We start from the raw sequence: 23,722 nt of genomic DNA, 5'->3' as shown, positions 1-23,722 counted from the left end.
CCTCGCGGGTGCGCAGCGCCAGCACCGCCGCCGCCAGCAGCGCGCCGCAGAGCGCGACCGCGAAGCTCACCAGCGGCGCCCCGCCGAGCGCGGCCAGCGGCGTGAACGGCGAGGAGGTGTTGGCGAACGCGAGGCGACCCCACGGGAAGCCGCCGAGCGGCACCCGGTCGCGCGCCCACTCCTGCGCCACCCACAGACAGGCCGTCCACAGCGGCCAGAAGCGCACCCGGGAGACGATCGCGAGGCCGGCTCCCATGGCGGCCAGAAACAGCGCCTCGGCGACGGAGAGCAGCGCCCAGGCGTCGTAGCCGATGACGTCGATCCAGATCAGCAGCCACAGCATGAACACCAGGCCGAACACCAGCCCGGTCCACGCGCCCTGCCGGGCGGTCCGCCCGTAGGTCAGCAGGCTCAGGCCGGCGACCGCGACCAGCGACAGCGGCCAGATGCCGAAGGACGGGAACGACAGCGCGATCAGCACGCCGCAGAGGGCCGCGAGTGCGGTGCGCGGCGCGCCGCGGCGCATCCGGGTGCCGATCCGGACGAGGCGAGGCGGGCGCGCTCCGGCCTCCGCGGCCTCCGCGTGGTCCTTGGAACGGTCATCCGATTCCAGGGTCAAGGGCACGTTCGCCGCCAATCCGCAGCAGTTGGTTCCAGTGGCTGTGGGAAGACGGTACATCCTGCGGTTAAGTGCAGGTGAGAGCGGACCTGAGAGGGCTCGGAGGTCGCGGCACGGAAACGGCCCGGACGCTCTTCGGTCCGACTCGGGACCTGCTGGCTGCGGGCCGACCAGAAGCCGTTGTCTACTGAGCGTCCGGGCCGAGCCCGGAGTCCACACCCGTCGGCACGGGACGCGCTCGCGCGCCCGCGCCGAGGCCCTCGCTCCCCGGTCCGGCGGCGCCGGCTCCTGGCGGTGGAGACCAACGGCGGTCCCGGGTTTGGCGTGGGTCTGCTGTCCGGTGGACGACGACGAACCTACTCGCGCTCCCGCGGGGCCTGTCAACCGGCGTGTTACCTGGGCAGACGACCTTACGTCGCAGGTCAGCGCGGTGCGCGAGGGCCTGGACCCGGTTCGGCCCAACCCTTCGTTCGGCGGTATCCGGGCGGCGGCGGACGCTCTCTGCTACGACGCGTCCTCCCGCTTGCGGAGCTTGGCCCAGGCGTCGTGGTGCTCCCGCAGGATCCCGTCGAGCCGGTCCAGGAACTCCCTGACCGCGGCGGGCTCCGGGCCGTCGCCCTCGGTGAGGCCCACGGAGTAGAACGTGATGTCGCGGTCGAGCGATTCGAGCCGCAGCACGGTCTGGCTGGCCTGGATCCACAGTGAGCGGTGCGCGAAGAAGGCGTCCCAGGCCGCCAGGACCGTGACGAGGGCGCTGATGCCGAGGGCGATGTCCAGCAGGACCTGCCGCCCCGGGTCTCCGACCCGCACCCCGAGCAGCACGGTCGAACAGGCGGACAGGGTCACCGTCGCCATCTGCAACGCGAAGGCGCGGCGTCGGTCCCCCTTCTGATGCCGCTTGATAGCCGTCAGGATCCGCCGGACCTCCCCGGCGACGAACTCCAACTGCCCGTCCTGCGTTGTCACCTTTCCCCCTCCCAGGTGGTTGCACCTCCTAGGGGCGCGGGGAACTGCGCGAACAACCACCGGCGTGCGGATGGCCTGCGCATTGAGGACCATCGGCTCGTCAGTGGCTTGTCGCGCGGCTCCCCGCGCCCCTGGAGGGCTACCGCAAGTGCACCGTCTTTCCGTTCACGACTGTCGCCAGGCACCGCGGGAGCTCGCCGCCCGGCGTCAGATCGGGCAGGCCCGGGACGCCGCTGCGGGGGTCCGTGGACCAGTTGCGGATGATCTCGTCCGGGGCCTGGACGATCAGCGCCGTCGGGGCCCAGACCGCGAGGGACGCGGGCGCGCCCGGGACGAGGGTGCCGGCGTCGTCGCGGCCCAGGGCGCGCCACCCGCCGCGCGTGTGCGCGGTGAACGCCGCGCGCGCGGAGATGCGGTGCTCGGGCGTCTGGTGGAAGGCCGCCGCGCGGACCGTGCCCCACGGGTCGAGCGGGGTGACCGGGGCGTCGGAGCCGAAGGCGAGCGGGACGCCCGCACGCAGCAGCGCCGCGAACGGGTTCATCGTGCGGGCGCGCTCCGCGCCCAGGCGGTCGACGTACATGCCGGACTCGCCGCCCCAGAAGGCGTCGAACGCCGGCTGCACGGACGCGGTGAGGCCGAGCTCGGCGAAGGCCGCGATCTGCTCGGGGGGCAGCAGTTCCGCGTGCTCGACGCGGTGCCGCAGGGCGCGGACGCGCTCGAGGCCGAGCTTCTCGGCGACCGCGCGGACGCCTGCGACGAGCGCCGCCAGCGCGCCGTCGCCGATGGCGTGGAAGCCCGCCTGGAGGCCCGCCTCGGTGCAGGCGTGGACGTGCTCGGCGATCTCATCGGCGGTGACGTAGGAGGCGCCGGTGTGCTGCTCGTCGGCGTAGGCGTCGTGCAGGCAGGCGGTGTGGGAGCCGAGCGCACCGTCGATGAAGAGGTCTCCGCCCGCGCCCACCGCGCCCAGCCGGCGGGCGGTGTCGACCGCGCCGAGCTCGCCCCAGTAGCCGAAGACCTCCGGGCCGCCGCCGGCCCCCGCGAGAGCCAGCAGGCCCGTCAGGTCCGCCTCGGAGGAGATCTGCGGGCCCGCGCACTCGTGCAGGGCGCCGATGCCGAGGGTGACGGCGTGGGCCAGGGTGGCCCGCTGCGCGGCCTCGCGCTGGCCCGGCGTCAGGTGGCCCAGGGCGGCTGCCCGGACGGCGTGGTGGGCGGCACGGCTGAGCGGGCCCTGCGGCAGATACCCCGGCAGGGTCGGCAACTCGGGGCCCGCAAGGGCGCGCAGGGCCGTGGAGGCCAGCGCGGAGTGGACGTCCGTGCGGGAGAGGTAGAGCGCGGCGCCGTCCGCGGCCTCGTCGAGCTCGGCGAGGCTCGGCGCGCGGCGCTCGGGCCACTTGGTCTCGTCCCAGCCGTGACCCAGCAGCACGCCGCCCGGCCCGACGCCGGACGCGCGGACGAAGGCGCGGACGCGCGCCAGCGCCTCGCCCAGGGTCGGGCAGGCCGTCAGGTCCAGGCCGGTGAGGGCCAGGCCCGTCGAGGTGGCGTGCACGTGGGCGTCCACGAACGCCGGGGTGACCAGCGCGCCGGCGAGATCCACGACGAGGTCGGCGTCGCGGGCGTAACTCTCGGCCGCGCCCTCCTCGCCGACCCAGGCGACGACGCCGTCCTGCATCAGCAGGGCGGTGGCGAACGGGTCGGCGGGGCTGTAGACGTCGCCGCCGCGCAGCAGGACCGTGCGCGCGGCGGAGTCGGCGAGGGCGGGGAGCGGTGCTGCGGCGGTCATGCGGTCCACCTTATGAGACGCCGCCGACAACGCCGTGAGCAGCCCCGTGGGCAGCCCCGCGAGCGGCGCGGTGGCCGCCCGCAGGCAGGCCCTACTTCAGCTGGGGCGGGCGCGCCTCGTACGGGGTGCTGAGCACGACCGTGGTTCTGGTCGAGACGCCGGCCGCCGAGCGGATCCGCGCGAGCAGGTCCTCCAGGTCGCCCGGCGTGGCCACACGGATCTTGAGGATGTAGTTCTCGTCCCCCGCGACGCTGTGGCACGCCTCGATCTCCTCGATCCCGGCCAGCCGTTCGGGGGTGTCGTCCGGGGCGCTGGGGTCGAAGGGTTTGACCGAGATGAACGCCGTCAGCGGCAGATTGACCGCCTCGGGGTCCACGATCGCGGCGTACCCGCGGATCACGCCGCGCTGTTCGAGGCGTCGCACCCGCTGGTGCACCGCCGAGGTGGACAGGCCCGTGGCCTTGCCCAGGTCCGTGTAGCTCATCCGGCCGTCGGCGACCAGGAGCTGCACGATCTGTCGATCGAGTTCCTCCACCCGCACAACTTAGCCGACGCGTCATGTGAGCAAGGCCACAGGTCTGCGCCACAGCCGTCGGCACCCTCAGGATTACCGAGTGCCGTTGGTGGGAAGTGCTCGCTATGGTCGCGGCGACAGAGGTCCGCGTGCCTGCTCCAGGGGGAGTTCACATGACTGTTGTCGAGCAGCTGAGCGCTGTCCGGAACGACGAGGCCGACATCGAGGCCAGAACGCCGGGCATCGACCCGGGCGAGGCGGAGACCTGGGAGATCACCCGGTTCCGCTGCCCCGACTGCCACCGTCCGATCGCGGTTCTGGACGACGAGGAGCGCTTTCCGCAGCACGCCGTCGTGACCACGCCGTGGCACCCGTTCTCCGCCACCGTCTGCCAGGGCTCCGGCCGTTGGCTGGACGACGCCGACGAGGAGGACGAGCTGTTCGACCCGGAGCCCTCGCTCGCCGAGTTCCTGACGCTCCCGGCCGAGCTGGACTGGCGCCGCCAGCCGTTCTCGCACGTGGGCCGGGGCATCCCGCAGCAGCGTCAGGCCGCATAGCGTCCCTCGACCATCGCCTCCAGCGTCGCCCGGTGCAGGATCAGCCGGTCCGGGTCGGCCGGGGCCTCCGCCTCGCCGAAGTGGACCTGCCGGTAGCCGATCCTGAGCATCACCACGGCGTGCCGCAGGGCCGCGTAGAGCGTGAAGAACTCCAGGTCGTGCGGGGTGTGCCCGCTCGCCTCGGCGTACTGCGCCGCGACGGTCGCCGGGTCCAGGAAGTCCGGCAGGCCGGGCTGCCCGGAGGCGACGGTCAGGTCCTGGAAGAAGCGGTGCAGGAAGACGAACCAGCCGAGGTCGAGCTCGCGCGGGCCGAGCGCGGCCATCTCCCAGTCGAGCACGGCCGCGGGGGTGAAGCCCTGGTAGATCACGTTGCCGATGCGCGCGTCGCCCCAGCTGAGGACGGTCTCGCCCGGGTCGGCCGGCCAGAGCCGCTCCAGCCGGGCGAAGGCGCGCTCGATCAGGGGTGAGGCCGCGCGGCCCCGCACGACCCAGTCGTAGTAAGCCCGTTGCTCGTTGACGTGCTGCCGCAGCGGGGTGTCACCGGGCGCGTGGGAGCGGAGGAAGCCGGCCTCGGCGACGGGCGCGCGGTGCAGTTCGGCGAGCACCTCGACGCTCGCGCGCTGCAGCCGCCCGCGTTCGGCCTCGCTCGCCTCGTGCAGCCAGTTGCCGCCGTAGGTGTAGGGCATGAGGTCGGGCGGCACGCGCCCGTCGACCCGTTCCATGACGAAGGCGGGCGCGCCCAGCGGTCCCGGGTCCGTCTCCAGGCGCAGCAGCCTCGGCACGGGCGCCTCGGTGTGCGCGGCGACCAGGGCCATGCACCGGTACTGGCGCTCCATGTCGTAGGAGGGGAACACGGTGTAGGCGTCGGGATCGGCGGCGAGCCGCAGCACGCAGGGCTGCACGCCGCCGTCCGCGTGACGCAACTCGAACAGGACGGTCTCGCTGGACATGCCGTTGGACCGGGGGACGGTCAGCTTCTCAGCGGTCGCGTCGGGCTGCCAGGTGGCGATCCACGCCGCGAGGCGGGCGCGCAGTTGCTCGGGGTCGCGGGTGGTGGTGCGCGGACGCCGGGCCTCGGCGGCGGTCATCGTCACACCTCCCGGGTGTGCGGGGCGACGGCGGAGAAGTCGGCGAAGCCGGACGGGTCGTGGCGTCCGAAGCTGCCGTGCTCGAAGACCCCGTGGCCGACCTCCCCGTCGAGGGTGAAGCGGGCGGCGTGGTCGGTGACGCCGTACCCGGCGAGGCCGAGGTCGGCCGGGTCGCTGAGGTCGTAGCGGCGGCGGTCCACCCAGCCGCGGCCCTGCCAGGTCCCGTGCTGCCAGTCCTGCGCGGGCGGGTAGCCGGCGCCGACGGCGAGCGGGGTGCCCCCGAGCAGTCGGGCGTGGATCTCCACGGGCTTGCGGGCGGCGTCGGTGAGGTGCAGGGTCGCGCCGGTCGGCACACGGGTCCCGGGCCGGTAGGCGATGTCGACCTGGGGCCAGCCGAGTTGCTCGTCGTGCCGGCTCGTGTCCGCGTGGACGAGGACGGCCTCGTTGAGGGAGCGGTATCCGTCGGCGTCCTCCTGGAGGATCACCATGACGAAGCGGTCGCGGAACCGGATCGGGCACCACACCCAGTGGAACCCCTCGGTCCGGTGCTCCGCCGCCGCGCGGCCGGGCTGCTCGCCCGGGATCGGCCGCACGCCCCAACTGCGGTCCCTGGTCGCGGTCCACTCCTGCGGCGTGAGGGTGAACTCCTCTCCCCCGGCCCGGATCCACCCGCTCGCGCCGCCGGCCTGCACGAACCTGCGGCCCTCCAGGGTCAGCCGGTCCCCGCTGTACCCGAGGTGGTGCGGCTCCCACACGGCGGGGAACTCCGCCTGCCAGGTCACGTCACAGGCGAGGCCCTCCGGCCCGTCGCCCGCGCAGACCACGCGCAGGGTGCGCAGCGGCTCGACCACCTCGATCCGGACGGGCCCGACGGCGAGCGTCATCCGGTCCTCCCCGAGCGCGTCCGAGGCGCGGACGGCGTGGAGGGTGCGGCCGGCTTTGAGCGTCACGTAGGCGTCGATCACGCCGGTGTTGGGGTACACCCCGAGGCCGGCGATGAGGAGCGCGCGGCCCGCGTGGTCGAACACGTGGAAGATGCAGCGGTCGTACGCGTTGCGGTCCCCCGTGGCGACGTGCCGCATGGACAGCGGCGCCTGGTGCACGGGGTACTCGTCCAGCGGAACGGGACGGAACACCACACTGGCCTCCTGAACCGGAAGGAATGCCTGACGGTATGTCAGATCCGGTGGAGGAGGCCAGAGCCGTGCACTGCCCAGGAGACTCAGCGGGTGAGCGTCCTGCCGATCACCAGGCGCTGGATCTGGTTGGTGCCCTCGACGATCTGGAGCACCTTCGCCTCGCGCATGTAGCGCTCGACCGGGTGGTCCTGCGTGTAGCCGTAGCCACCGAGGACCTGGACCGCGTCCGTGGTGACGCGCATCGCCGCGTCCGTGCAGAAGAGCTTGGCCATCGCCGCCTCCTTGCTGAAGGAGAGCCCGGCGTCGCGGCGGCGGGCAGCCGCGAGGTAGAGGGCGCGGCCGGCCTCGACCGCGGTCGCCATGTCGGCGAGCAGGAAGGACAGGCCCTGGAAGTCCGCGATCGCCCGGCCGAACTGCTCGCGCTCCTTGGCGTAGCCCACCGCGTAGTCCAGCGCGGCCTGGGCCACGCCCACCGCGCACGCGGCGATGCCGAGGCGGCCGGAGTCCAGCGCGGCCATGGCGATGCCGAAACCCTGGCCCTCGTGGCCGATCAGGCGCTCCGCGGGGACGTGGGCGTCGTCGAAGAGGACCTGGGCGGTCGGGGAGCCCTTCATGCCCATCTTGCGCTCGGGCGCGGCGCCGGAAACGCCGGGGGTCTCGGCGGGGACCAGCAGGACGCTGATGCCGCGCGGGCCGTCGTCGCTGGTGCGCACCATCGTGCTGTAGAAGTCGGCGACGCCGCCGTGCGTGATCCACGCCTTGGTGCCGTTGACGACGTATTCGTCACCCTCGCGGACGGCGCGGGTCTTGAGCCCGGCCGCGTCGGAGCCGGACTGGGGCTCGGAGAGGCAGTACGCGCCGAGCTGCTCGCCGCCGATCATGTCCGGCAGCCACTTCTCGCGCTGCGCCTCGCTGCCGAAGGTGGCGAGGGCGTGGCAGGAGAGGGTGTGCACACTGAGGCCGAGGCCCACGGTGAGGCGCGCGGCAGCCAGCTCCTCGATCACTTGGAGGTAGACCTCGTACGGCTGGGCGCCGCCGCCGTACTGCTCGTCGTACGGGAGACCGAGCAGACCCGAGCGGCCGAGCGTGCGGAACGCCTCGCGGGGGAACTCCGCCGCGGCCTCCTCCTCGGACGCCTGCGGCCGGAGCTCGTTGTCGGCGAGGTCCCGGGTGAGCGCGAGCAGCTCGCGCGCCTCGTCGGTGGGGAGCTGGCGCTCGACGGGCTTGGTCGCGGACGCGGTCATGGCGGCTCTGCCTCCTGGTCTCGGGGCCCGACACCCCAGGTGGAGAGGCCGGGCGACGACACGTACGACGGCACCGGGTCTCGGTGAACGATCGCTAACATGCGGCGCTGGAAGTATGCCCCATTCGGGGCGGGCCGCACCACGCCGGAGCTGGGCGGATCCGCCGGTCCAGCGCGTAGGCTCGGAGCACCATGCTCACCCTCCCCTCCCTGGCCGCGCGCCTCTCCGCCCTCGCGCCCTCCTGCGGCCCGACGCGGCTGCTGGCCGTCGACGGCTACGCCGGCTCCGGAAAGACCACCTTCGCCGCCCTCCTCGCCGACGCGCTCGGCGGTGCGGACCGGGCGCCGGTCGTGCACCTGGACGATCTGGCGACGCACGAGGAGTTCTTCGACTGGACCGGTCGGCTGCGGGCGGAGGTGCTCGCGCCCCTCGCGGAGGGGCGCCCGGTGCGCCACCGTGTCTACGACTGGGAGCGCGCGCGGTTCGACGCGGTCCGCGAGCTCCCGGCGGCCCCGCCCTTCCTGGTCCTGGAAGGCGTGGGGGCCGGACGGCGGGCGGTGCGACCGCGGCTGGCGGCGCTGCTGTGGATGGACCTGGACGCCGACACCGCCCGCTCGCGCGGTGAACTGCGGGACGGTCCGGAGCTCGCGGACTTCTGGAAAAGGTGGACGAAGGAACAGACCGAGCACTTCCGTGTCGACCCCAGCCGTGACTTCGCGGATTTCCTGGTAAGCGGCGCGAGCGCTCGGCCGTTCGCTGACGCAGCGTAATCACTACAGCGTGTACCCAATAGCCTGTCCGCGAGCCAGCGAATCGTCGGGGAACGCAACGACCCCGGGGCCGACCACCCCGCGACGATGCCCTTGACCTGCACCCCTGGCACCAACTACGTTCTCCATCAGCGCGACACACGGTGATCGCGCTTCGCAGACACGAGCTGCCGGCCGTTCCCCCGTGGCCGGCAGCTCGTCCTTTTCCGGCGCATCCGTCCGCCGTGTACCACTGGTCACGGTGACCGAGGGTGATAGCCAGAGTAAAACCCTCCGCTTGTGTGAGAACTCTGTTTATGTCCCCACCAGCCGATACGGCAGCGCGGCACTCTTCCGGATCAGCAAGACCCCGGTACGATTCCCCATGAGCGTGCGGGCTCGGTCGCCGCGTGCTCACGGACCGTCAAGGTGTGGCGTCTGCAAGCCTCCCGGGTCAGCCCTCCAGCGGGCAGCGGGGACGCGGAGCAGCAGGGGGCGAAGCGGTGGGGACTGAGGACAACGGCGACAGGCGCTCACGCGGCCTGGCCGATCGCGCCTGGCTGCGTGCCATGGACGCCTACACCGTCGGGGCGTACACCCGCGCCGAGGAGGAGTTCCGCGCCGCCGTCCGGCTCGACCCGGGCATGGCCGACGCCTGGCTCGGCCTGCACGCGCTGCGTTCGGACACCTCGGCCGCCCTGCTGAACATGCACCGGCACCGGGACCGCTTCGGCGAGCAGCGACGTCGGCACCGGCGTCCGCTCAGCTCCTGGTACTGGCTCGGCTGGTGGGTCCAGCCACTGCTGGAGACCGGGCGGGACCTGACCCTGGCCCACGCCTCGCACTGGCTCGACGGCCGTCACCTCGCCGAGCTCGACCAGGCGCTGGCCGAGTGCCCCGGCGCCACCGAGGACAGCGCCGTCCGCTTCCTGCACGCCTGCCGCTCCTACCTCACCAAGGACTGGGAGCAGCTGATCCGCGACACCGACGGCCTGCTCGACGACCCGCTGCTGGGCATCGAGGCGGGCCTGTTCAGCGGCATGGCCCGGGTGCGCCTGGACATGTGCGGCCAGGCCGAGCTGCCGCTGGCGACCTCGCTCGCCCGCTGTCGCTCCGAGCAGCCGCAGCGCAAGGAGCTGCGGTACTGGCTCGCCCGCGCCTACGAGGGCGTCGGCCGCAGCGCGGCGGCGCTCTCGCTCTACCGCGCGGTGCACCGGGTCGACCCCGGTTTCATGGACACCTCCGCCCGCCTGGCCGCGATCACCGCGGAGGACGGCGTGGACCCCGCCCTGCTGGAGTCCCCCGGGGAGCCCGGCCTGCTCCGTCCCGGCCGCGCGGGCGGGGTCGGCGGCGGGGACACGACGGGCTTCGACATCACCGCGTTCGACGGGGTCGCCTTCGACGGCACCGGGTTCGACGGCCCCGCCCTCGACGGCGGCGCCGACGCGACGGACTTCGGCGACGGCGCGGACAGCCCCGTCGACGTGGGCTTCGAGCCGGTCTTCTACGACCCGCTCCCCGGCTTCCCGCTCGCGGAGGACGAGGAGGAGGCCGAGGCGGAGACGGCGACGGGCACCACGACCGTCGACGGCGCCGCCGGGAGCGCCTCTGTCCCGGCCGCCCGCGACCGCGCCGCGCTGCCCGCCCCCGCGGGCCGCGAGACACCGCCGGACCAGCAGCGGCTGGAGGCGGCGCTCGCCGAACTCGACCGGATGGTCGGCCTGGAGCCCGTCAAGCGGCAGGTGCTGGCGCTCTCGGCCCAGCTGCGGATGGCCCGCCTGCGCGCGGACCAGGGCCTGCCGGTGCAGCCGCCCAAGCGGCACTTCGTCTTCTCCGGCCCCTCCGGCACCGGCAAGACCACCGTCGCCCGGATCCTCGGCCGGGTCTTCTACGCGCTCGGCCTGCTCAGCGGCGATCACCTGGTCGAGGCCCAGCGTGCCGACCTCGTCGGCGAGTTCCTCGGCCAGACGGCCGTCAAGGCGAACGAGCTGATCGACTCCGCACTGGACGGGGTCCTGTTCATAGACGAGGCCTACAGCCTCGCCAACTCCGGCTACTCCAAGGGCGACGCCTACGGCGACGAGGCCCTGCAGGTGCTGCTCAAGCGCGCCGAGGACAACCGCGACCGCCTCGTCGTCATCCTCGCCGGCTACCCCGAGGGCATGAACCGGCTGCTGGCCGCCAACCCCGGCCTCAGTTCCCGCTTCACCACCCGGGTCGACTTCCCGAGCTACCGGCCCGCCGAACTCGCCGCCATCGGCCAGTCGCTGGCCGCGCACGACGGGGACTTCTGGGACGACGAAGCGCTGGAGGAGCTCCGCAGCATCTGCGGCCACGTGGTGCGTGAGGGCTGGATCGACGACCTGGGCAACGGGCGCTTCATGCGCACGCTCTACGAGAAGTCCTGCGCCTACCGCGACCTGCGGCTCTCGGTGCTGGCGGAGCTGCCCACCAGACAGGACCTGGCCGCGCTGCGGCTTCCCGACGTGCTCCAGGCCTATGGAGAGCTCATCGACGGTCGGTAGGGTCGCGGCATGGCCGAGATGCAACCGAGGCCCCACGCCTGGCGGATCGACGCCCGCGAGTACGCACGTCAGGAGCGGCGTCGCGGCCGCCGCCACGCCTACGAGCGGCTGTTCGGCGGCCGGACCGCGCTGGTGGTCGTCGACATGGTCCGCTTCTTCGTCGACGGCAACCCGTTCGGGCTCGCCACCGTCCCCAACGTCCACGCGCTCGCCCGCGCGACGCGCGCGGCGGGCGGCACCGTCGCCTGGGTGCTGCCCGCCGTGCCCGAACACGCCACCCGCTGGGCGGTCGACTTCTACGGCCCCGAGATCGCCGAACGCTACCGCCGCGCCGGCGGCTCCGGCCGGACCCGGGACCGGCTCTGGCCCGAACTCGTCCCGGCCGAGGAGGATCTGGTGGTCGAGAAGACCACCGCCTCCGCCTTATTCCCCGGCCGCTGCCCCCTGCCTGCCCTACTGGACGAGCGCGGCGTGGACACGGTCCTGGCCTGCGGCCTGGTCACCAACGTCTGCGTCGAATCCACCGTCCGCGACGCGGCCACCCTGGGCTACCGCACCATCCTCGCCGCGGACGCCTGCGCGACCCGCGACGACGCCATGCACAACGCCTCGCTGACGACCGTCTACCGCAGCTTCGGCGACGTCCGCACGACCGAGGAGATCCTCGCCCTCCTCCGCACGGGGATCGACGCGGTCTGAAAGCTCCGGCGAGTGCGTGAGTGCTCTGTCAGGCCGGGCGGCGTCCCCAAGCGGAGATCAGCGGGGCGAGGGTCAGGTCGAGTTCGCCCGCGTCGATGGCGGCCAGGTGCGCGTCGAGCTCGGCGTCGTCGGCCAGGCCGGCCGCGAGGAGTTCGGCGCGCACGTGCCGGATGGTCGACGCCTCCAGCCGGTCGCAGGCCGAGCCGCCGACCGGGAAGGCGCCCGCCGCGGCGACGTCGACCAGGCCGGCCTCGCGCAGGGCCCGCGGCAGCGTCCGGCCGTAGCGCAGGTCCGCGCCGCGGCGCGCCAGCAGCTCCCGGATCGCGTCGCGCAGCCGGTTGGCCCGCCGCTGCGCGGGGCCGCTGTCGTCGAGGCAGGCCAGAGGCTGCAGGGCGGTGTCGGCGTCCTCGATCAGCAGCCAGCCGCCGGGCCGCAGCGCGGCCGCCATCGTGGCCAACGCCTTTGCGCGGTCGGGCACGTGGACCAGCACGAGCCGGGCGTGCACCAGGTCGAACGTCCCCGGTTCCGGGGCCGGATCAACGGCGACGTCGTGCCGCCGCACCTCGTACCCCTCGCCCGTCTTCAGCCACGACGGGTCGATGTCCGTGGCCAGCACGTGCCCGGTCGGGCCGACGGCCGCCGCGAGCGCCTCCGGGATGCCGGGGCCGCCGGCCCCCACCTCCCAGCAGCGCGAGCCGGCCCCGACCCCCAGCCGCTCGAAGTGGCCGCGCGTCACACCGTCGAACAGCTCGGCCAGCCAGACGAATCGCTCGCCCGCCTCCTTGCGCGCGTTGTCCAGCAGGTACCCGCGGGCGGCGGGCTCTCCACCGGGCGCGGTGGTCCCGTCGGTCGGATCCGGTCGGCCATCGGCATGCGGCGTGCGGGGCGAAGCGGTCATGGCTCCATGGTCGACCTTGCCGGGACGTCGGCGCCATGACGCTGGGAGAGGGATGTCTCACACACGGTCGAGCGTCTTCGAGGAACCGGCCTCACCCCGCCGGTGGCGGCGTCGAGCGGACCGGCCGTGCGCGTCCCGGGAGAGGACTCCCGGAACGCCCACGGCCGGCCTCGGCCGTCCGGGCCCGAGGACCCGTCAGGCGCGGTGCCTGCCGCTACGCGGCCTTGAGGGCCTCGCGGAGCGGGACGCGGGCGCCGCTGCGGAGGACGCTGTTGCGGTAGACGCGGCCCGCGAAGCGCAGGACGAGCACGCCGCAGGCGAGGGTGAGCGCCAGCGCGACCAGCACCTGCCAGATCGGTGCGACGCCGAGCGCCCAGCGCATGGGCATGAGGACCGGAGCGGTCAGCGGCACGAAGGAGAGGACCTCCGCGATGCCGCTCTGCGGATTGGTCGGCAGGATGGAGATGGCCACCACCCAGCCTGCGATCAGCGGCATCATGATGGGGGCCATCACCCCGCCCAGGTCCTCCTGGCGGGAGACCATCGCGCCCGCCGAGGCGAAGATCATCGCGTACAGCCAGAAGCCGGCCGCGAACCACGCCAGCGTCCACATCAGGCTGCCGACCGACGCGCTCAGCGAGACGCTGAGCTGGCCGTCGGCCATGCCGACGGCGAGACCGAGAACACCGGGGACGACCAGCTGGATCGCGCCGACCACCGCGACGCCGGCGACCTTGCCCGCCAGCAGCTGCCACGGCTTGATCGTGGCGAGCAGCAGCTCGACCACGCGGCTGGTCTTCTCCTCGACCACGCCCTGGGCCACCATCTGGCCGACCGTCATCAGGATGAGGTACATCAGCAGACCGGCCGTGATGGCGATGGCGATCTTCTGGCCCTGCTGCGGATCGGTCTTCTCCAGGGTGGTCGCGTGGACCTGCTGGGAGGCCGGCGGCGGGCCCTGCTCGGCCGCGCCCGCGAAGGAGAAGAGCGTCTGCAGGGAGTCCGGCAGGGACTTCTGCACCGTCACCTGGGTGCCGTCCGCGCCGTGGGAGACGACGAAGGCGTCGGCCTTGCCGTCGCGGACCGCGGCTGTGCCGGCCGCCTGGTCGGCGACCTCGGTGACGGCGACCTTCTGGTGCAGCTTGTCGGCCAGGCCTTCGAGCTGCCGCCCGTAGTCGGCGTCCGACCGGACCACGGCGACGTGCTGCGTCGTCGGGCCCGAGGCGGCGAGCTTGGTGATGATCGGGACGGCCAGGAAGGCGACGGCCGTGATGCCCAGCAGGATCAGGAACGCCTTGGACCGCAGCCGCACCGACATCTCGCGTGCGGCGACCAGCCGGACCGCCTCGACGTTGGTCAGCTGCCCGCTCTGGTGGTTGCCCGTGCTCACTTCTCCGTCTCCCCCCTGCTCGCCGTCTCCCCCGGGTGCGACTCCGCGCTCACCACGTGCCGGAACAGCTCGGTCAGCGAGGAACGCCGACGGGCGAACTCGGTGACCGGGCCGGTGGCCAGGGCCGCCGCGAGGACGGCCTGGTCGTCCGCTCCCTCGTCCAGGGCCAGCACGGTGCGGCCGTTCTCCCGGCCGCGGACGGTGACCCCGACGAGGTCCGACGCCCAGCCCTCGGGCGCGGCGGGCGCGTGCACCAGCAACTCCTCACCGCCGGAGGCCTGCAGCCGCTCGACGGTGTCGCAGGCGACCATGGTGCCCGCGCGGACGATGCCGACGCGGTCGCAGAGCCGCTCGACGAGGTCGAGCTGGTGGCTGGAGAAGATGACGGGAATGCCCTCGGCGGCCTTCTCCCGCAGCACCTGGCTCATCACGTCGACCGCGACCGGGTCCAGGCCGGAGAAGGGCTCGTCCAGGACGAGTATCTCCGGGTGGTGCACCAGCGCGGCGGCCAGCTGCACGCGCTGCTGGTTGCCGAGGCTCAGCTTCTGCACCTCGTCGCCGACGCGGGCGTGGACCCCGAGGCGCTCGGTCCACGAGCGCACGGCCGAGGCCGCCTCCGCCGCGCCGAGGCCGTGCAGGCGCGCCAGGTAGGTCAGCTGCTCGCCGACCTTCATGCGCGGGTAGAGGCCGCGCTCCTCCGGCATGTAGCCGATCCGGCTGCGCGTCTCGTGGTCCACCGGGACGCCGTCCCAGCGCACCTCGCCGCCATCGGCGGCCAGCACCCCGAGGATGATGCGCATCGTCGTGGTCTTGCCGGCGCCGTTGCTGCCGACGAAACCGAAGATCTCGCCTGCCCGTACGTCGAAGCTCATGCCGTCCAGCGCGACGGTGTCCCCGTAGCGCTTGGTCAGGGCGTCGACTTCGAGACGTCGATCGCTCACCTGCTCACACTCCCCCGAATGTTGCTCGTGTTCGCCGCTTGTGTTCCGTCGATCTGTTCGATCAGCGGTCAGCCTATCCATGGACCCGGTGGTCCGGATCATGGACCTCTCCCACCAGTTCCTCCAGGACATCCTCCAACGCCACCAGGCCGAGCGTCAGCCCGTCGGTGTCCACGACGCCGGCCAGATGCGCGGCCGAGCGGCGCATCGCGCCGAGGGCGTCGTCGAGCGGCAGGTCGCCGGAGAGGGTGATGATGGGCCGCCAGAGCCGGTCGGGCACCCGGTCGTCGGCGTCGTCCAGCTCCAGCACGTCCTTGACGTGCAGGTAGCCGAGGAAGGCGCCGCGGTCGTCGACGACGGGGAAGCGGGAGTAGCCGGTGCGCACCGCCAGCTCCTCGATCCGGCCCGCGGTGACGGCGCGGTCGACGGTGACGAGCTTGGCGCTCGGCATCACGACCTCCCGCACCGGACGCAGGCCCAACTCCAGGGCGTCCTCCAGGCGCTCGTGCGCCTTGCGGCCGAGCAGGCCGGCGGCGTGGGAGGCGTGCAGCACGTGGGCCAGCTCCTCGCTGGTGAACGCGGCGGCGATCTCGTCCTTCGGCTCGACCCGCAGCAGCCGCAGCACCAGGTTGGCCAGGGCGTTGAGGAACGCGATGAAGGGGCGCAGCCAGCGCGCGAGCGCGGCCAGCGGCGGCCCGAGTTGGAGCGCCGCGCGCTCGGGCGTGGCCAGCGCGATGTTCTTCGGCACCATCTCGCCGATCACCATGTGCAGCGCGACCACGACGGCCAGCGCCAGCACGTAGCCGGCCGGGTGGACGAGCGACGCGGGCAGGCCGAGGGCGTGGAACGGCGCCTCCAGCAGCCCGGCGAGCGCGGGCTCGGCGAGCGCGCCGAGCAGCAGCGAGCAGACGGTGATGCCGAGTTGGGTGGCCGCGAGCATCGCGGAGACGTCCTCGATCGCGCGCACGACCGTGGCCGCGCGCCGGTCGCCCGCCAGCGCGAGCGGTTCGACCTGGCTGCGGCGGACGGAGACCAGCGCGAACTCGGCGCCGACGAAGAAGGCGTTGCCGAGCAGGAGCAGCACGGCGAAGAAGAGCGAGAGCGCGGTCATCGGTCGCCGCCCTCGAGTCGCTCCAGCCGCACCCGCTCGGTGCGGTGGCGGTGCACCTCCACGGCGGTCAGCCGCCAGCCGGGGAGCTCGGCCGCGTCGCCCGGGACGGGGATCCGGCCGAGCAGGTCGGCGAGCAGGCCCGCGACGGTCTCGTAGGGGCCCTCGGGCGCGTGCAGGCCGACGGTCTCCAGCACGTCGACGCGGCAGCGGCCCTCGGCGAGCCAGGCGCGGTGTCCGGCGACGGCGGCGGCCGGGCGCAGTTCGGGCAGGTCCTCGGGGTCGTGCTCGTCCTGGACCTCGCCGACCATCTCCTCGACGATGTCCTCGAGCGTGGCCACCCCGGCGGTCCCGCCGTACTCGTCGACGACGACGGCGAGCTGCTGACGGCTCCGCAGCAGGTCCAGCAGCCGGTCGGCTGGCAACGTCTCGGGCACCAGCAGCGGGGGCGAGGCGAGCGCGCCGACCCGCACCTGGGCGCGCCGGTCGGCCTTGACCGCGAGCGCGTCCTTGAGGGTGACGACGCCGACGACGTCGTCGATGGTCTGCCGGTAGACGGGGAAGCGGGACAGGCCGGTGGCCCGGGTCAGGTTGAGCACGTCGGCGGCGGTCGCATGGTCCTCCAGCGCGGCGACGTCGACGCGGGGCGTCATCACGGACTCCGCGGAGAGCTCGGCGAGGCCGAGCGTGCGGACGAAGAGGTCGGCGGTGTCGGTCTCCAGTGCGCCCTCGTGCGCGGAGTGGCGGGCCAGCGCCACCAGTTCCTCGGCGCTGCGCGCGGAGGCCAACTCCTCGGCGGGCTCCATGCCGAGGGCCCGGACGATCCGGTTGGCGGCCCCGTTGAGCACCAGGATCAGCGGGCGGCACACCCTTGAGAAGACCACCTGCGGCGCGACAACGGCCCGTGCCACCTGCAGCGGGCGGGAGATCGCCCAGCCCTTCGGCACCAGCTCGCCGACGACCATCTGCAGCACGGTCGCCAGCAGCAGCCCGACCAAGGCGGCGACGCCGGTCACCACGCCGGCCGGCACGCCGACGCCCTTCAGCGGCGGGGACAGCAGCAGTCCGAGCGCGGGGTTCGCCAGCATGCCCACGAGCAGGGAGGTCACGGTGATGCCGAGCTGCGCGCCGGACAGCTCGAAGGAGAGCGTCCGCAGGGCGCCGTCCACCCGTGACGCCCGCCGGTCCCCCGCCGCGGCGGCCCGCTCCACCTCCCCGCGGTCCACGGTGACGAGCGCGAACTCGGCGGCCACGAAGAGCCCGTTGGCCAGGATCAGCAGCACGGCGACGCCGAGCAGCAGCCAGGCCATGGAAATACTGTGAGGGTCCATGGGGAGTGCGGATTCTCCAAAGGCTTGGTAAAGACCCTAACCGTACCTCAGGGCTGCTCGGCCGTGCCGTAGGCGTCGACGCAGGCGCGGAGCTCCTGCGCCATGCGCCAGGCCCGCCTGCGTCCGGCGCCCGGCTGGATCGCGACGACTGCCAGCGTCCCGCCGTCCGTCAGGTCGAGGGTCACCCACGGGTCGCCGAGGTGGAGGTTGACGGCGAGGATCTGAGGCCACTCCAGGCGCCGCTTGCGCACGAAGTTGACCACCGTCAGCCCCGTGCGGTCCGCCTTGGCCTTGGGGCGGGCCAGCACCACCAGCACCAGGGCGAAGACGATGCCGCTGCCGCCGATCCCGATGCGGTCGTGCCGCTGCCAGTCCGGCGCGCCGATCGCCGCGATCAGGGCGAAGAAGGCCACCGACAGGGCCGCGAGCCCGAGCAGCACCACCCGCGTCAGGACCGGCTGCCAGGTCCGGGGCAGCGGCGGCGCGGCGGTGAAGCTCGGGCTCGCGGTCATGTCAGAGCCGACAGGCGTGGATGTCGGTGACCAGGATCGCGCGCGCGCCGATCCCCCACAGGTCGTCCATGATCCGCTGGGCCTCCTTACGCAGCACCATGGACCGGACCGCCACCCAGCCCTCGCTGTGCAGCGGGGACACCGTCGGCGACTCCAGACCAGGGGTGAGCGCGACCGCCTCGGCGACGTGCTCGGCACGGATGTCGTAATCCATCATCACGTACCGACGGGCCACCAGGACACCCTGCAGACGCCGCATGAACTGCTCCACCGCCGGGTTCTCGGCCGCGCCGAGGGGGCGGATGACGACGGCCTCGGAGCGCAGGATCGGCTCGCCGAAGACCTCCATGCCGGCGTTGCGCAGGCTGGTGCCGGTCTCCACCACGTCGGCGATGACCTCGGCGACGCCGAGCTGCACGGCCGTCTCGACCGCGCCGTCCAGCTTGGTCACGGTGGCCTTGACGCCGGCCTCGGCCAGGTGCTTCTCGACCAGGCCGGTGTAGGAGGTGGCGATCCGGCGCCCCTCCAGGTCCTTGACGCTGCCGGCCACTCCGGGCGGGCCGGCGAAGCGGAAGGTCGAGCCGGCGAAGCCGAGCGAGAGGACCTCCTCGGCCTCCGCGCCGGAGTCGAGGAGCAGGTCGCGACCGGTGAAGCCGATGTCGAGGCGGCCCGAGCCGACGTAGATCGCGATGTCGCGGGGGCGCAGGTAGAAGAACTCGACGCGGTTCTCCGGGTCGACCAGGACCAGCTCCTTGCTGTCCTTGCGCTGGCGGTAGCCGGCCTCATGGAGCATGCCCGCCGCCGGTTCGGCGAGTGAGCCCTTGTTCGGGACGGCGATGCGGAGCATGCTGTGCTGCCTTTCTGGGGTGGGTTTCTCGAACATACGAAAGCGGGGCACCGAAACGGCTCGGTGCCCCGCTGCGTCAGAACACGCGGGGTCTACAGATGGGCGTAGACGTCCTCCAGGCTGAGGCCGCGCGCGACCATCATGACCTGGAGGTGGTACAGCAGCTGGGAGATCTCCTCGGCGGTCCGCTCGTCGGACTCGTGCTCGGCCGCCATCCACACCTCGGCCGCCTCCTCGACGACCTTCTTGCCGATGGCGTGCACGCCCAGTGCGACCAGCTCGGCGGTCCGCGACCCTGGCTCGCCGGCGGCGGCCTTCCGCTGCAGCTCGTTGAAGAGCTCTTCGAATGTCTTAAGCGCCATGATGGGCCTACCCTACGTGGTTCCCCGGGAACAGGTCGTGTCGTCCCACCGTACGGACGGTGGAATGGACAAGAAACCGTCAGCGGGCAGCCAGGCCCCGGATCAGCACGGCGGTGCTCAGCGCGGCGGTGGTCGCCTCGTGCCCCTTGTCCTCCTTGGAGTCCTCAAGGCCCGCGCGGTCCAGCGCCTGCTGCTCGTTGTCGCAGGTCAGCAGGCCGAAGCCGATCGGGATGCCGGAGTCGACGCTCACCTGGGCGAGGCCCATGGTCGCGGCCTCGCACACATAGTCGAAGTGGGGCGTGCCGCCCCGGATGACGACGCCGAGCGCGACGATCGCGTCGTAGCCGCGCGCGGCCAGCGCCTTCGCGGCCACCGGCAGCTCGAAGCTGCCCGGGACGCGCACCACCGTGCGGTCGGTGACGCCGTACTGGTCCAGCGCCCGCTCGGCGCCGGCGATCAGCCCGTCCATGACCACGGTGTGCCACTGCGCCGCGACGACCGCGACCTTCAGGTCCTTGGCGCCCTGCACGTCGAGCTCGGGGGCTCCCTCGCCGCTCACTTGCGTACGTCCTTTCGTCTTGTCTCGTGCGATGTCGGGTGTGGTTCAGGCGCTGTGCGCGGGGGTCAGCTCGTCGAGCCAGGGCAGGTCGTGGCCCATCCGGTCGCGCTTGGTCAGCAGGTACCGCAGGTTGTGCTCGCCGACGCCGGCCCGGACCGCCTCGCGGCCGAGCACCTTCAGGCCGTGCTCGCTGAGCGCGACGTGCTTGTCGGGGTTGTTGCTGAGCAGCCGCATCGAGCGGACCCCCAGGTCGGCCAGGATCAGCGCGGCGGCGCGGTAGTCGCGGGCGTCGGCAGGCAGGCCGAGCTCGAGGTTGGCGTCGACGGTGTCGCGACCGCCCTCCTGCAGCTCGTAGGCGCGCAGCTTGCGGACCAGACCGATGCCCCGGCCCTCGTGCCCGCGCAGGTAGAGGACCACGCCGCGGCCCTCGCTCGCGATCTTGTCCAGCGAGGCGGCCAGCTGCGGGCCGCAGTCGCAGCGCAGTGAGCCGAAGACGTCGCCGGTCAGGCACTCGGAGTGGACCCGGACCAGCACCTCCTCGCCGTCGGGGAGCTTGCCGTCGGCGTCCAGGCCGCCCGCGACGAGCGCGATGTGCTCGACGCCGTCGGGCTCGCTCAGGTAGCCCAGCGCGGTGAAGCTGCCGTGCTCGGTGGGCAGCGAGGTGGTCGCAGCGCGGGTGACGCTGGCCTCGGTGCGGCGGCGGTAGGCGATCAGGTCCTCGATGGAGACCAGCGCCAGGCCGTGGCGACGGGCGAAGACGACCAGCTCGGGCAGGCGGGCCATGGTGCCGTCGTCGTTGGCGATCTCGCAGATCGCGGCGGCGGGGCGCAGCCCGGCCAGGCGGCACAAGTCGGGTCCGGCCTCGGTGTGGCCCTCGCGCTCCAGCACGCCGCCGGGACGGGCCCGCAGCGGGAAGACGTGGCCGGGGCGGACGAAGTCGCCGGTGACGCTCGACGGGTCGGCCAGCAGCCGGATGGTGTGCGCGCGGTCGGCGGCGGAGATGCCGGTGGTGACGTTCTCCCTGGCGTCCACCGAGACGGTGAACGCGGTGCGCATCGACTCGGTGTTCTGCGCGACCATCTGGCCCAACTCCAGCCGGTCCAGGTCCTCGCCGGTCATCGGCACGCAGATCAGGCCGCGGCACTCGCGCATCGCGAAGGCGACCAGCTCGGGTGTGGCCAGCTCGGCGGCGAAGACGAGGTCGCCCTCGTTCTCGCGGTTCTCGTCGTCGACGACGACGATCGGCCGCCCGGCCGCTATCTCGGCGATGGCGAACTCGATGCTGTCCAGCGTCAGGTCCTCGTAGACCTCTCCGTGCTGCTGGGCCAGATCCTCGATGGTGCTCATGCGACGGCTCCTTCCGCGAGCGCGGCCTGCTCGGCCTTGCGACTGCGCAGCCACCAGGAGCGCAGACCCAGGATCACCAGGACGAAGTAGATGCTGTAGACGTATCCCGAGAAGGCGTAGCCGTTCTCGAAGTTCAGTGGCACGCCGACCAGGTCGACGGCGAGCCAGGCGAACCAGAACTCCACCCAGCCGCGGGCCTGCGCGTACATGGCGGCGAGCGTGCCGGTGAAGATGTAGGCGTCGGCCCAGGGGCTCCAGGACATCCACGGGTAGGCCTGGAACAGCTCCGCCAAGGCGACGGTGAGGACGCCCGTGGCCGCGACCAGCACGCCGCGCTCGGTCCAGGTCGCGAAGCGGACCGTGACGTCGCCGGCCTTGGCGCGGCCGCGCTGCCACTGGTACCAGCCCCAGACCGAGACCGCCACGACGATCAGCTGCTTGCCGGCGCTGCCGCTCAGGTGCCCGGCGGCGAAGGCGGCGAAGAGCACCGCGCCGGACAGCAGTTGCACGGGCCAGGTGAGCATCGAGCGGCGCCAGCCCAGCGCGAGCGCGCCCAGGCCGAGCAGGTTGCCCACCATGTCGGACCACTTGATCTGCTGTCCGAACAGGCTGAACGCCGTGCTGTTGAGATCGTTGACCAGGTTGCTCATGGCCCGTCAGGCTCCCGTCTGCTCGTACGGGTTCACCGCGAGGCCGGGCACGGCGCGGTCGCCGAGCAGCCGCTCGACGTACTTCGCCAGCACGTCGACCTCGAGGTTCACCGGATCCCCGGCGTGCTTCAGACCGAGGGTGGTGTGCGCGAGCGTGGCCGGGATCAGACTGACGGTGAACGAGTCCACGGCCGCCTCCACCACGGTCAGGCTGACGCCGTCGACGGTGATCGAGCCCTTCTCGACGAGGTACCGCGACAGCTGCGCCGGCAGGCTGAAACGCAGGACCTCCCACTGGGGATTCCCGTCCGCCCCGGCCTTGCCGGGGGTGCGGGAGAGCAGCGTGCCGGTGCCGTCGACGTGGCCCTGGACGAGGTGGCCGCCGAGGCGGGCGCCGAGGGCCATGGCGCGTTCGAGGTTGACCCGCGAGCCGACGGCGATGGCGCCGAGGCTGGACCGCTCCAGCGTCTCGCGCATCACGTCGGCGCTGAACTCGCCCGGGTGGGCGGCCAGTTCCGCGTCGGTGTCGAGGACGGTGAGACAGACGCCGTTCACCGCGATGGACTGGCCCTCACGGGCGTCGGCGGTGGTGACGGGGCCGCGCAGGCGGACGCGGGCGGAGTCGCCCAAGTCCTCGATGGAGAGGACCTCGCCCAGCTCTTCGATGATTCCCGTGAACATTCAGCTCTCCGTGACCTCGCGCCTACTGCGCGGTCTCCGGGGCTGTTGCGGGAGCTGACAACGGACGAGAGCACGGGCGCGGGAGGACGCTGCGCGCGGCCGGGGACCCCGAAGGGGCCGCTCCGGAACACACCCGGGAGGGTGCGCACGTGGCGACGACGCCGCAGCCCGACGTCCGCCGCGCACTGCCTCCCATCCGGACTTTAACCGTCGGTCCAGGAATTTCACCTGGTCAACCGGCCGCTGGAAGCGGTCGGGTCGCGGACTGTAACCGCCGGTTCGGACTTTCACCGACCCCGGAGTGCGCAAACGTCGTACTGCTGCTGTCAGTGTGCCACGGACTCCCGCACCGTCCGCAAGACCTGACCGCCCGCAGGGCGTGTGGGGTGAATCACGCGTCGTGACCGGAATGCGCGGAGGGGCGCACCAAGCCGCTCTCGTAGGCGAGCACCACGAGCTGCGCGCGGTCGCGCGCACCGAGCTTGATGAGGGCTCTGCTGACGTGCGTCTTCACCGTCAACGGGCTGACCGCGAGCAGCTCGCCGATCTGGTCGTTGGACGCCCCCGTGGCCACCATCGCGACGATCTCCCGCTCCCGGTCGGTCAGCACCGCGAGGCTCGGCGGAGCCGCGGCGGGGGTGCCGCGCTCGGGCTGGGAGAGATAGCGGGCGATGAGCTCCTTGGTGGCGGCGGGCGTCAGCAGCGCCTCCCCGCGGGCGACCACCCGGATCGCGTCCAGCAGCGCGTCCGGTTCCGCGCCCTTGCCGAGAAAGCCGGACGCCCCGGCGCGCAGGGACTGGAAGACGTAGTCGTCGGTCTCGAAGGTGGTCAGCACCAGGACCCGCACCCCGGCCAGGTCCTCGTCCGCGTTGATCCGCGCGGTGGCCTCCAGGCCGTCCAGCTCGGGCATCCGGATGTCCATCAGCACGACGTCGGCCCGCGCCTCCTTGGCCAGCCGCACGGCCTCCCACCCCGTCGCGGCCTCTCCGACCACGACCAGGTCGGGCGCGGAGTCGACGAGCACCTTGAGCCCGGCCCGGACCAGCACCTGGTCGTCCGCGAGCAGCACCCGGATGGTCATGCTTCTCCTGTCGTTCGTGCGGTGCTCCGCGCCTCGGGCGCGGGCCACCCGGCGTCGGGGCGGGCGGCGTCGGGGCGGGCGGCATCGACGGTGGGGGCCGTGTGGGCGCTGGGCGCGAAGGCCGGTCCGGCGGGC

At 72.9% G+C, this 23,722-nt stretch carries 23 protein-coding genes, 1 pseudogene and 1 riboswitch; of the genes and pseudogenes, 4 read left to right on the top strand and 20 right to left on the bottom strand.

The window, feature by feature from the left end; genetic code table 11:
• From TR48_RS45600 to TR48_RS17940, 4 genes and pseudogenes are all read right to left on the bottom strand, one after another.
• A pseudogene (locus TR48_RS45600) lies at positions 1–619 on the bottom strand (apolipoprotein N-acyltransferase); the annotation flags it as partial.
• Positions 620–1,123: 504 nt separating this feature from the next.
• Positions 1,124–1,585, bottom strand: a complete 462-nt coding sequence (locus TR48_RS17950; protein WP_161789854.1) for an SLATT domain-containing protein — start codon at positions 1,583–1,585, stop codon at positions 1,124–1,126.
• Between the two features lie 139 nt (positions 1,586–1,724).
• Positions 1,725–3,365: an amidohydrolase gene (locus TR48_RS17945; protein WP_042368329.1), complete on the bottom strand. Its 1,641-nt coding sequence runs from the start codon at positions 3,363–3,365 to the stop codon at positions 1,725–1,727.
• 91 nt (positions 3,366–3,456) lie between these two features.
• Complete coding sequence (locus TR48_RS17940; protein ID WP_042368327.1) at positions 3,457–3,900, bottom strand: Lrp/AsnC family transcriptional regulator; 444 nt, start codon at positions 3,898–3,900, stop codon at positions 3,457–3,459.
• A gap of 152 nt (positions 3,901–4,052) precedes the next feature.
• Here TR48_RS17940 and TR48_RS17935 point away from each other — a divergent pair, with 152 nt between their 5' ends.
• A complete protein-coding gene (locus TR48_RS17935; protein ID WP_042368326.1) occupies positions 4,053–4,436 on the top strand; it encodes a hypothetical protein in 384 nt (127 codons plus the stop codon).
• Here the strand turns inward: TR48_RS17935 and TR48_RS17930 are convergent.
• The 3 genes from TR48_RS17930 to TR48_RS17920 form a co-directional block, all read right to left on the bottom strand.
• Positions 4,424–5,524 carry a phosphotransferase family protein gene (locus TR48_RS17930; protein ID WP_042368324.1) on the bottom strand — a complete coding sequence of 367 codons (1,101 nt, stop codon included), beginning with the start codon at positions 5,522–5,524 and terminating at the stop codon, positions 4,424–4,426. The two genes, TR48_RS17935 and TR48_RS17930, sit on opposite strands and share 13 nt — an antisense overlap.
• A gap of 2 nt (positions 5,525–5,526) precedes the next feature.
• Positions 5,527–6,663: an Rv3169 family protein gene (locus tag TR48_RS17925; protein WP_174501712.1), complete on the bottom strand. Its 1,137-nt coding sequence runs from the start codon at positions 6,661–6,663 to the stop codon at positions 5,527–5,529.
• Positions 6,664–6,746: 83 nt separating this feature from the next.
• Complete coding sequence (locus tag TR48_RS17920; RefSeq protein ID WP_042368322.1) at positions 6,747–7,907, bottom strand: acyl-CoA dehydrogenase family protein; 1,161 nt, start codon at positions 7,905–7,907, stop codon at positions 6,747–6,749.
• Positions 7,908–8,098: 191 nt separating this feature from the next.
• Between TR48_RS17920 and TR48_RS17915 the strand changes: the two genes are divergently transcribed.
• From TR48_RS17915 to TR48_RS17905, 3 genes are all read left to right on the top strand, one after another.
• Positions 8,099–8,677: a uridine kinase family protein gene (locus TR48_RS17915; protein ID WP_042368320.1), complete on the top strand. Its 579-nt coding sequence runs from the start codon at positions 8,099–8,101 to the stop codon at positions 8,675–8,677.
• 548 nt (positions 8,678–9,225) lie between these two features.
• A complete protein-coding gene (locus tag TR48_RS17910; RefSeq protein ID WP_084729528.1) occupies positions 9,226–11,181 on the top strand; it encodes an AAA family ATPase in 1,956 nt (651 codons plus the stop codon).
• Positions 11,182–11,190: 9 nt separating this feature from the next.
• Entirely contained in the window at positions 11,191–11,880 is a 690-nt protein-coding gene (locus TR48_RS17905; protein WP_042368317.1) for a cysteine hydrolase family protein, read from the top strand.
• A 28-nt stretch (positions 11,881–11,908) separates the two neighbouring features.
• Here the strand turns inward: TR48_RS17905 and TR48_RS17900 are convergent, their stop codons facing one another.
• The 13 genes from TR48_RS17900 to TR48_RS17840 form a co-directional block, all read right to left on the bottom strand.
• Positions 11,909–12,778, bottom strand: coding sequence for a methyltransferase domain-containing protein (locus tag TR48_RS17900; protein WP_084729520.1), 870 nt, complete (start codon positions 12,776–12,778; stop codon positions 11,909–11,911).
• Positions 12,779–12,992: 214 nt separating this feature from the next.
• A complete protein-coding gene (locus TR48_RS17895) occupies positions 12,993–14,168 on the bottom strand; it encodes an ABC transporter permease (protein ID WP_052442755.1) in 1,176 nt (391 codons plus the stop codon).
• Positions 14,165–15,109 (bottom strand): ABC transporter ATP-binding protein, encoded by a 945-nt coding sequence (locus TR48_RS17890; RefSeq protein ID WP_042368315.1) that lies wholly within the window; start codon positions 15,107–15,109, stop codon positions 14,165–14,167. The genes TR48_RS17895 and TR48_RS17890 overlap by 4 nt, the downstream gene beginning before the upstream one ends.
• Positions 15,110–15,182: 73 nt before the next feature.
• Entirely contained in the window at positions 15,183–16,220 is a 1,038-nt protein-coding gene (locus TR48_RS17885; RefSeq protein WP_042368309.1) for a hemolysin family protein, read from the bottom strand.
• Positions 16,217–17,527 carry a hemolysin family protein gene (locus TR48_RS17880; protein ID WP_439654475.1) on the bottom strand — a complete coding sequence of 437 codons (1,311 nt, stop codon included), beginning with the start codon at positions 17,525–17,527 and terminating at the stop codon, positions 16,217–16,219. The genes TR48_RS17885 and TR48_RS17880 overlap by 4 nt, the downstream gene beginning before the upstream one ends.
• A 68-nt stretch (positions 17,528–17,595) precedes the next feature.
• Positions 17,596–18,060, bottom strand: coding sequence for a PH domain-containing protein (locus TR48_RS17875; protein ID WP_042368307.1), 465 nt, complete (start codon positions 18,058–18,060; stop codon positions 17,596–17,598).
• A gap of 1 nt (position 18,061) precedes the next feature.
• On the bottom strand, positions 18,062–18,907 hold the full coding sequence (gene hisG / locus TR48_RS17870) for an ATP phosphoribosyltransferase (RefSeq protein ID WP_042368306.1): 846 nt from the start codon (positions 18,905–18,907) through the stop codon (positions 18,062–18,064).
• Between the two features lie 92 nt (positions 18,908–18,999).
• Complete coding sequence (locus tag TR48_RS17865; RefSeq protein ID WP_042368302.1) at positions 19,000–19,269, bottom strand: phosphoribosyl-ATP diphosphatase; 270 nt, start codon at positions 19,267–19,269, stop codon at positions 19,000–19,002.
• Between the two features lie 79 nt (positions 19,270–19,348).
• The gene (ribH, locus tag TR48_RS17860; RefSeq protein WP_042368299.1) at positions 19,349–19,828 is read right to left on the bottom strand and encodes a 6,7-dimethyl-8-ribityllumazine synthase; all 480 of its coding nucleotides are present in this window, start codon (positions 19,826–19,828) and stop codon (positions 19,349–19,351) included.
• A 45-nt stretch (positions 19,829–19,873) separates the two neighbouring features.
• Positions 19,874–21,175: a bifunctional 3,4-dihydroxy-2-butanone-4-phosphate synthase/GTP cyclohydrolase II gene (locus tag TR48_RS17855; RefSeq protein WP_042368297.1), complete on the bottom strand. Its 1,302-nt coding sequence runs from the start codon at positions 21,173–21,175 to the stop codon at positions 19,874–19,876.
• The gene (locus TR48_RS17850) at positions 21,172–21,825 is read right to left on the bottom strand and encodes a nicotinamide mononucleotide transporter family protein (RefSeq protein ID WP_042368295.1); all 654 of its coding nucleotides are present in this window, start codon (positions 21,823–21,825) and stop codon (positions 21,172–21,174) included. The genes TR48_RS17855 and TR48_RS17850 overlap by 4 nt, the downstream gene beginning before the upstream one ends.
• A 6-nt stretch (positions 21,826–21,831) precedes the next feature.
• A complete protein-coding gene (locus TR48_RS17845; RefSeq protein ID WP_042368288.1) occupies positions 21,832–22,506 on the bottom strand; it encodes a riboflavin synthase in 675 nt (224 codons plus the stop codon).
• 178 nt (positions 22,507–22,684) lie between these two features.
• Positions 22,685–22,815: riboswitch (FMN riboswitch) on the bottom strand.
• Positions 22,816–22,897: 82 nt separating this feature from the next.
• Positions 22,898–23,587: a response regulator gene (locus tag TR48_RS17840; protein ID WP_042368286.1), complete on the bottom strand. Its 690-nt coding sequence runs from the start codon at positions 23,585–23,587 to the stop codon at positions 22,898–22,900.
• Positions 23,588–23,722: the final 135 nt, after the last annotated feature.

Source organism: Streptacidiphilus neutrinimicus, from assembly GCF_000787815.1.
Classification (GTDB): domain Bacteria; phylum Actinomycetota; class Actinomycetes; order Streptomycetales; family Streptomycetaceae; genus Streptacidiphilus; species Streptacidiphilus neutrinimicus.
This window is presented reverse-complemented; position numbering and strand designations above follow the sequence as displayed.

Coding starts and splice junctions, on each gene's coding strand:
- TR48_RS17945 (WP_042368329.1), bottom strand. CDS start 3,365: ATGACCGCCGCAGCACCGCTCCCCGCCCTCGCCGACTCCGCCGCGCGC.
- TR48_RS17935 (WP_042368326.1), top strand. CDS start 4,053: ATGACTGTTGTCGAGCAGCTGAGCGCTGTCCGGAACGACGAGGCCGAC.
- TR48_RS17930 (WP_042368324.1), bottom strand. CDS start 5,524: ATGACCGCCGCCGAGGCCCGGCGTCCGCGCACCACCACCCGCGACCCC.
- TR48_RS17920 (WP_042368322.1), bottom strand. CDS start 7,907: ATGACCGCGTCCGCGACCAAGCCCGTCGAGCGCCAGCTCCCCACCGAC.
- TR48_RS17915 (WP_042368320.1), top strand. CDS start 8,099: ATGCTCACCCTCCCCTCCCTGGCCGCGCGCCTCTCCGCCCTCGCGCCC.
- TR48_RS17910 (WP_084729528.1), top strand. CDS start 9,226: ATGGACGCCTACACCGTCGGGGCGTACACCCGCGCCGAGGAGGAGTTC.
- TR48_RS17905 (WP_042368317.1), top strand. CDS start 11,191: ATGGCCGAGATGCAACCGAGGCCCCACGCCTGGCGGATCGACGCCCGC.
- TR48_RS17900 (WP_084729520.1), bottom strand. CDS start 12,778: ATGACCGCTTCGCCCCGCACGCCGCATGCCGATGGCCGACCGGATCCG.
- TR48_RS17885 (WP_042368309.1), bottom strand. CDS start 16,220: ATGACCGCGCTCTCGCTCTTCTTCGCCGTGCTGCTCCTGCTCGGCAAC.
- TR48_RS17880 (WP_439654475.1), bottom strand. CDS start 17,527: ATGGCCTGGCTGCTGCTCGGCGTCGCCGTGCTGCTGATCCTGGCCAAC.
- TR48_RS17875 (WP_042368307.1), bottom strand. CDS start 18,060: ATGACCGCGAGCCCGAGCTTCACCGCCGCGCCGCCGCTGCCCCGGACC.
- hisG (WP_042368306.1), bottom strand. CDS start 18,907: ATGCTCCGCATCGCCGTCCCGAACAAGGGCTCACTCGCCGAACCGGCG.
- TR48_RS17865 (WP_042368302.1), bottom strand. CDS start 19,269: ATGGCGCTTAAGACATTCGAAGAGCTCTTCAACGAGCTGCAGCGGAAG.
- TR48_RS17855 (WP_042368297.1), bottom strand. CDS start 21,175: ATGAGCACCATCGAGGATCTGGCCCAGCAGCACGGAGAGGTCTACGAG.
- TR48_RS17850 (WP_042368295.1), bottom strand. CDS start 21,825: ATGAGCAACCTGGTCAACGATCTCAACAGCACGGCGTTCAGCCTGTTC.
- TR48_RS17845 (WP_042368288.1), bottom strand. CDS start 22,506: ATGTTCACGGGAATCATCGAAGAGCTGGGCGAGGTCCTCTCCATCGAG.
- TR48_RS17840 (WP_042368286.1), bottom strand. CDS start 23,587: ATGACCATCCGGGTGCTGCTCGCGGACGACCAGGTGCTGGTCCGGGCC.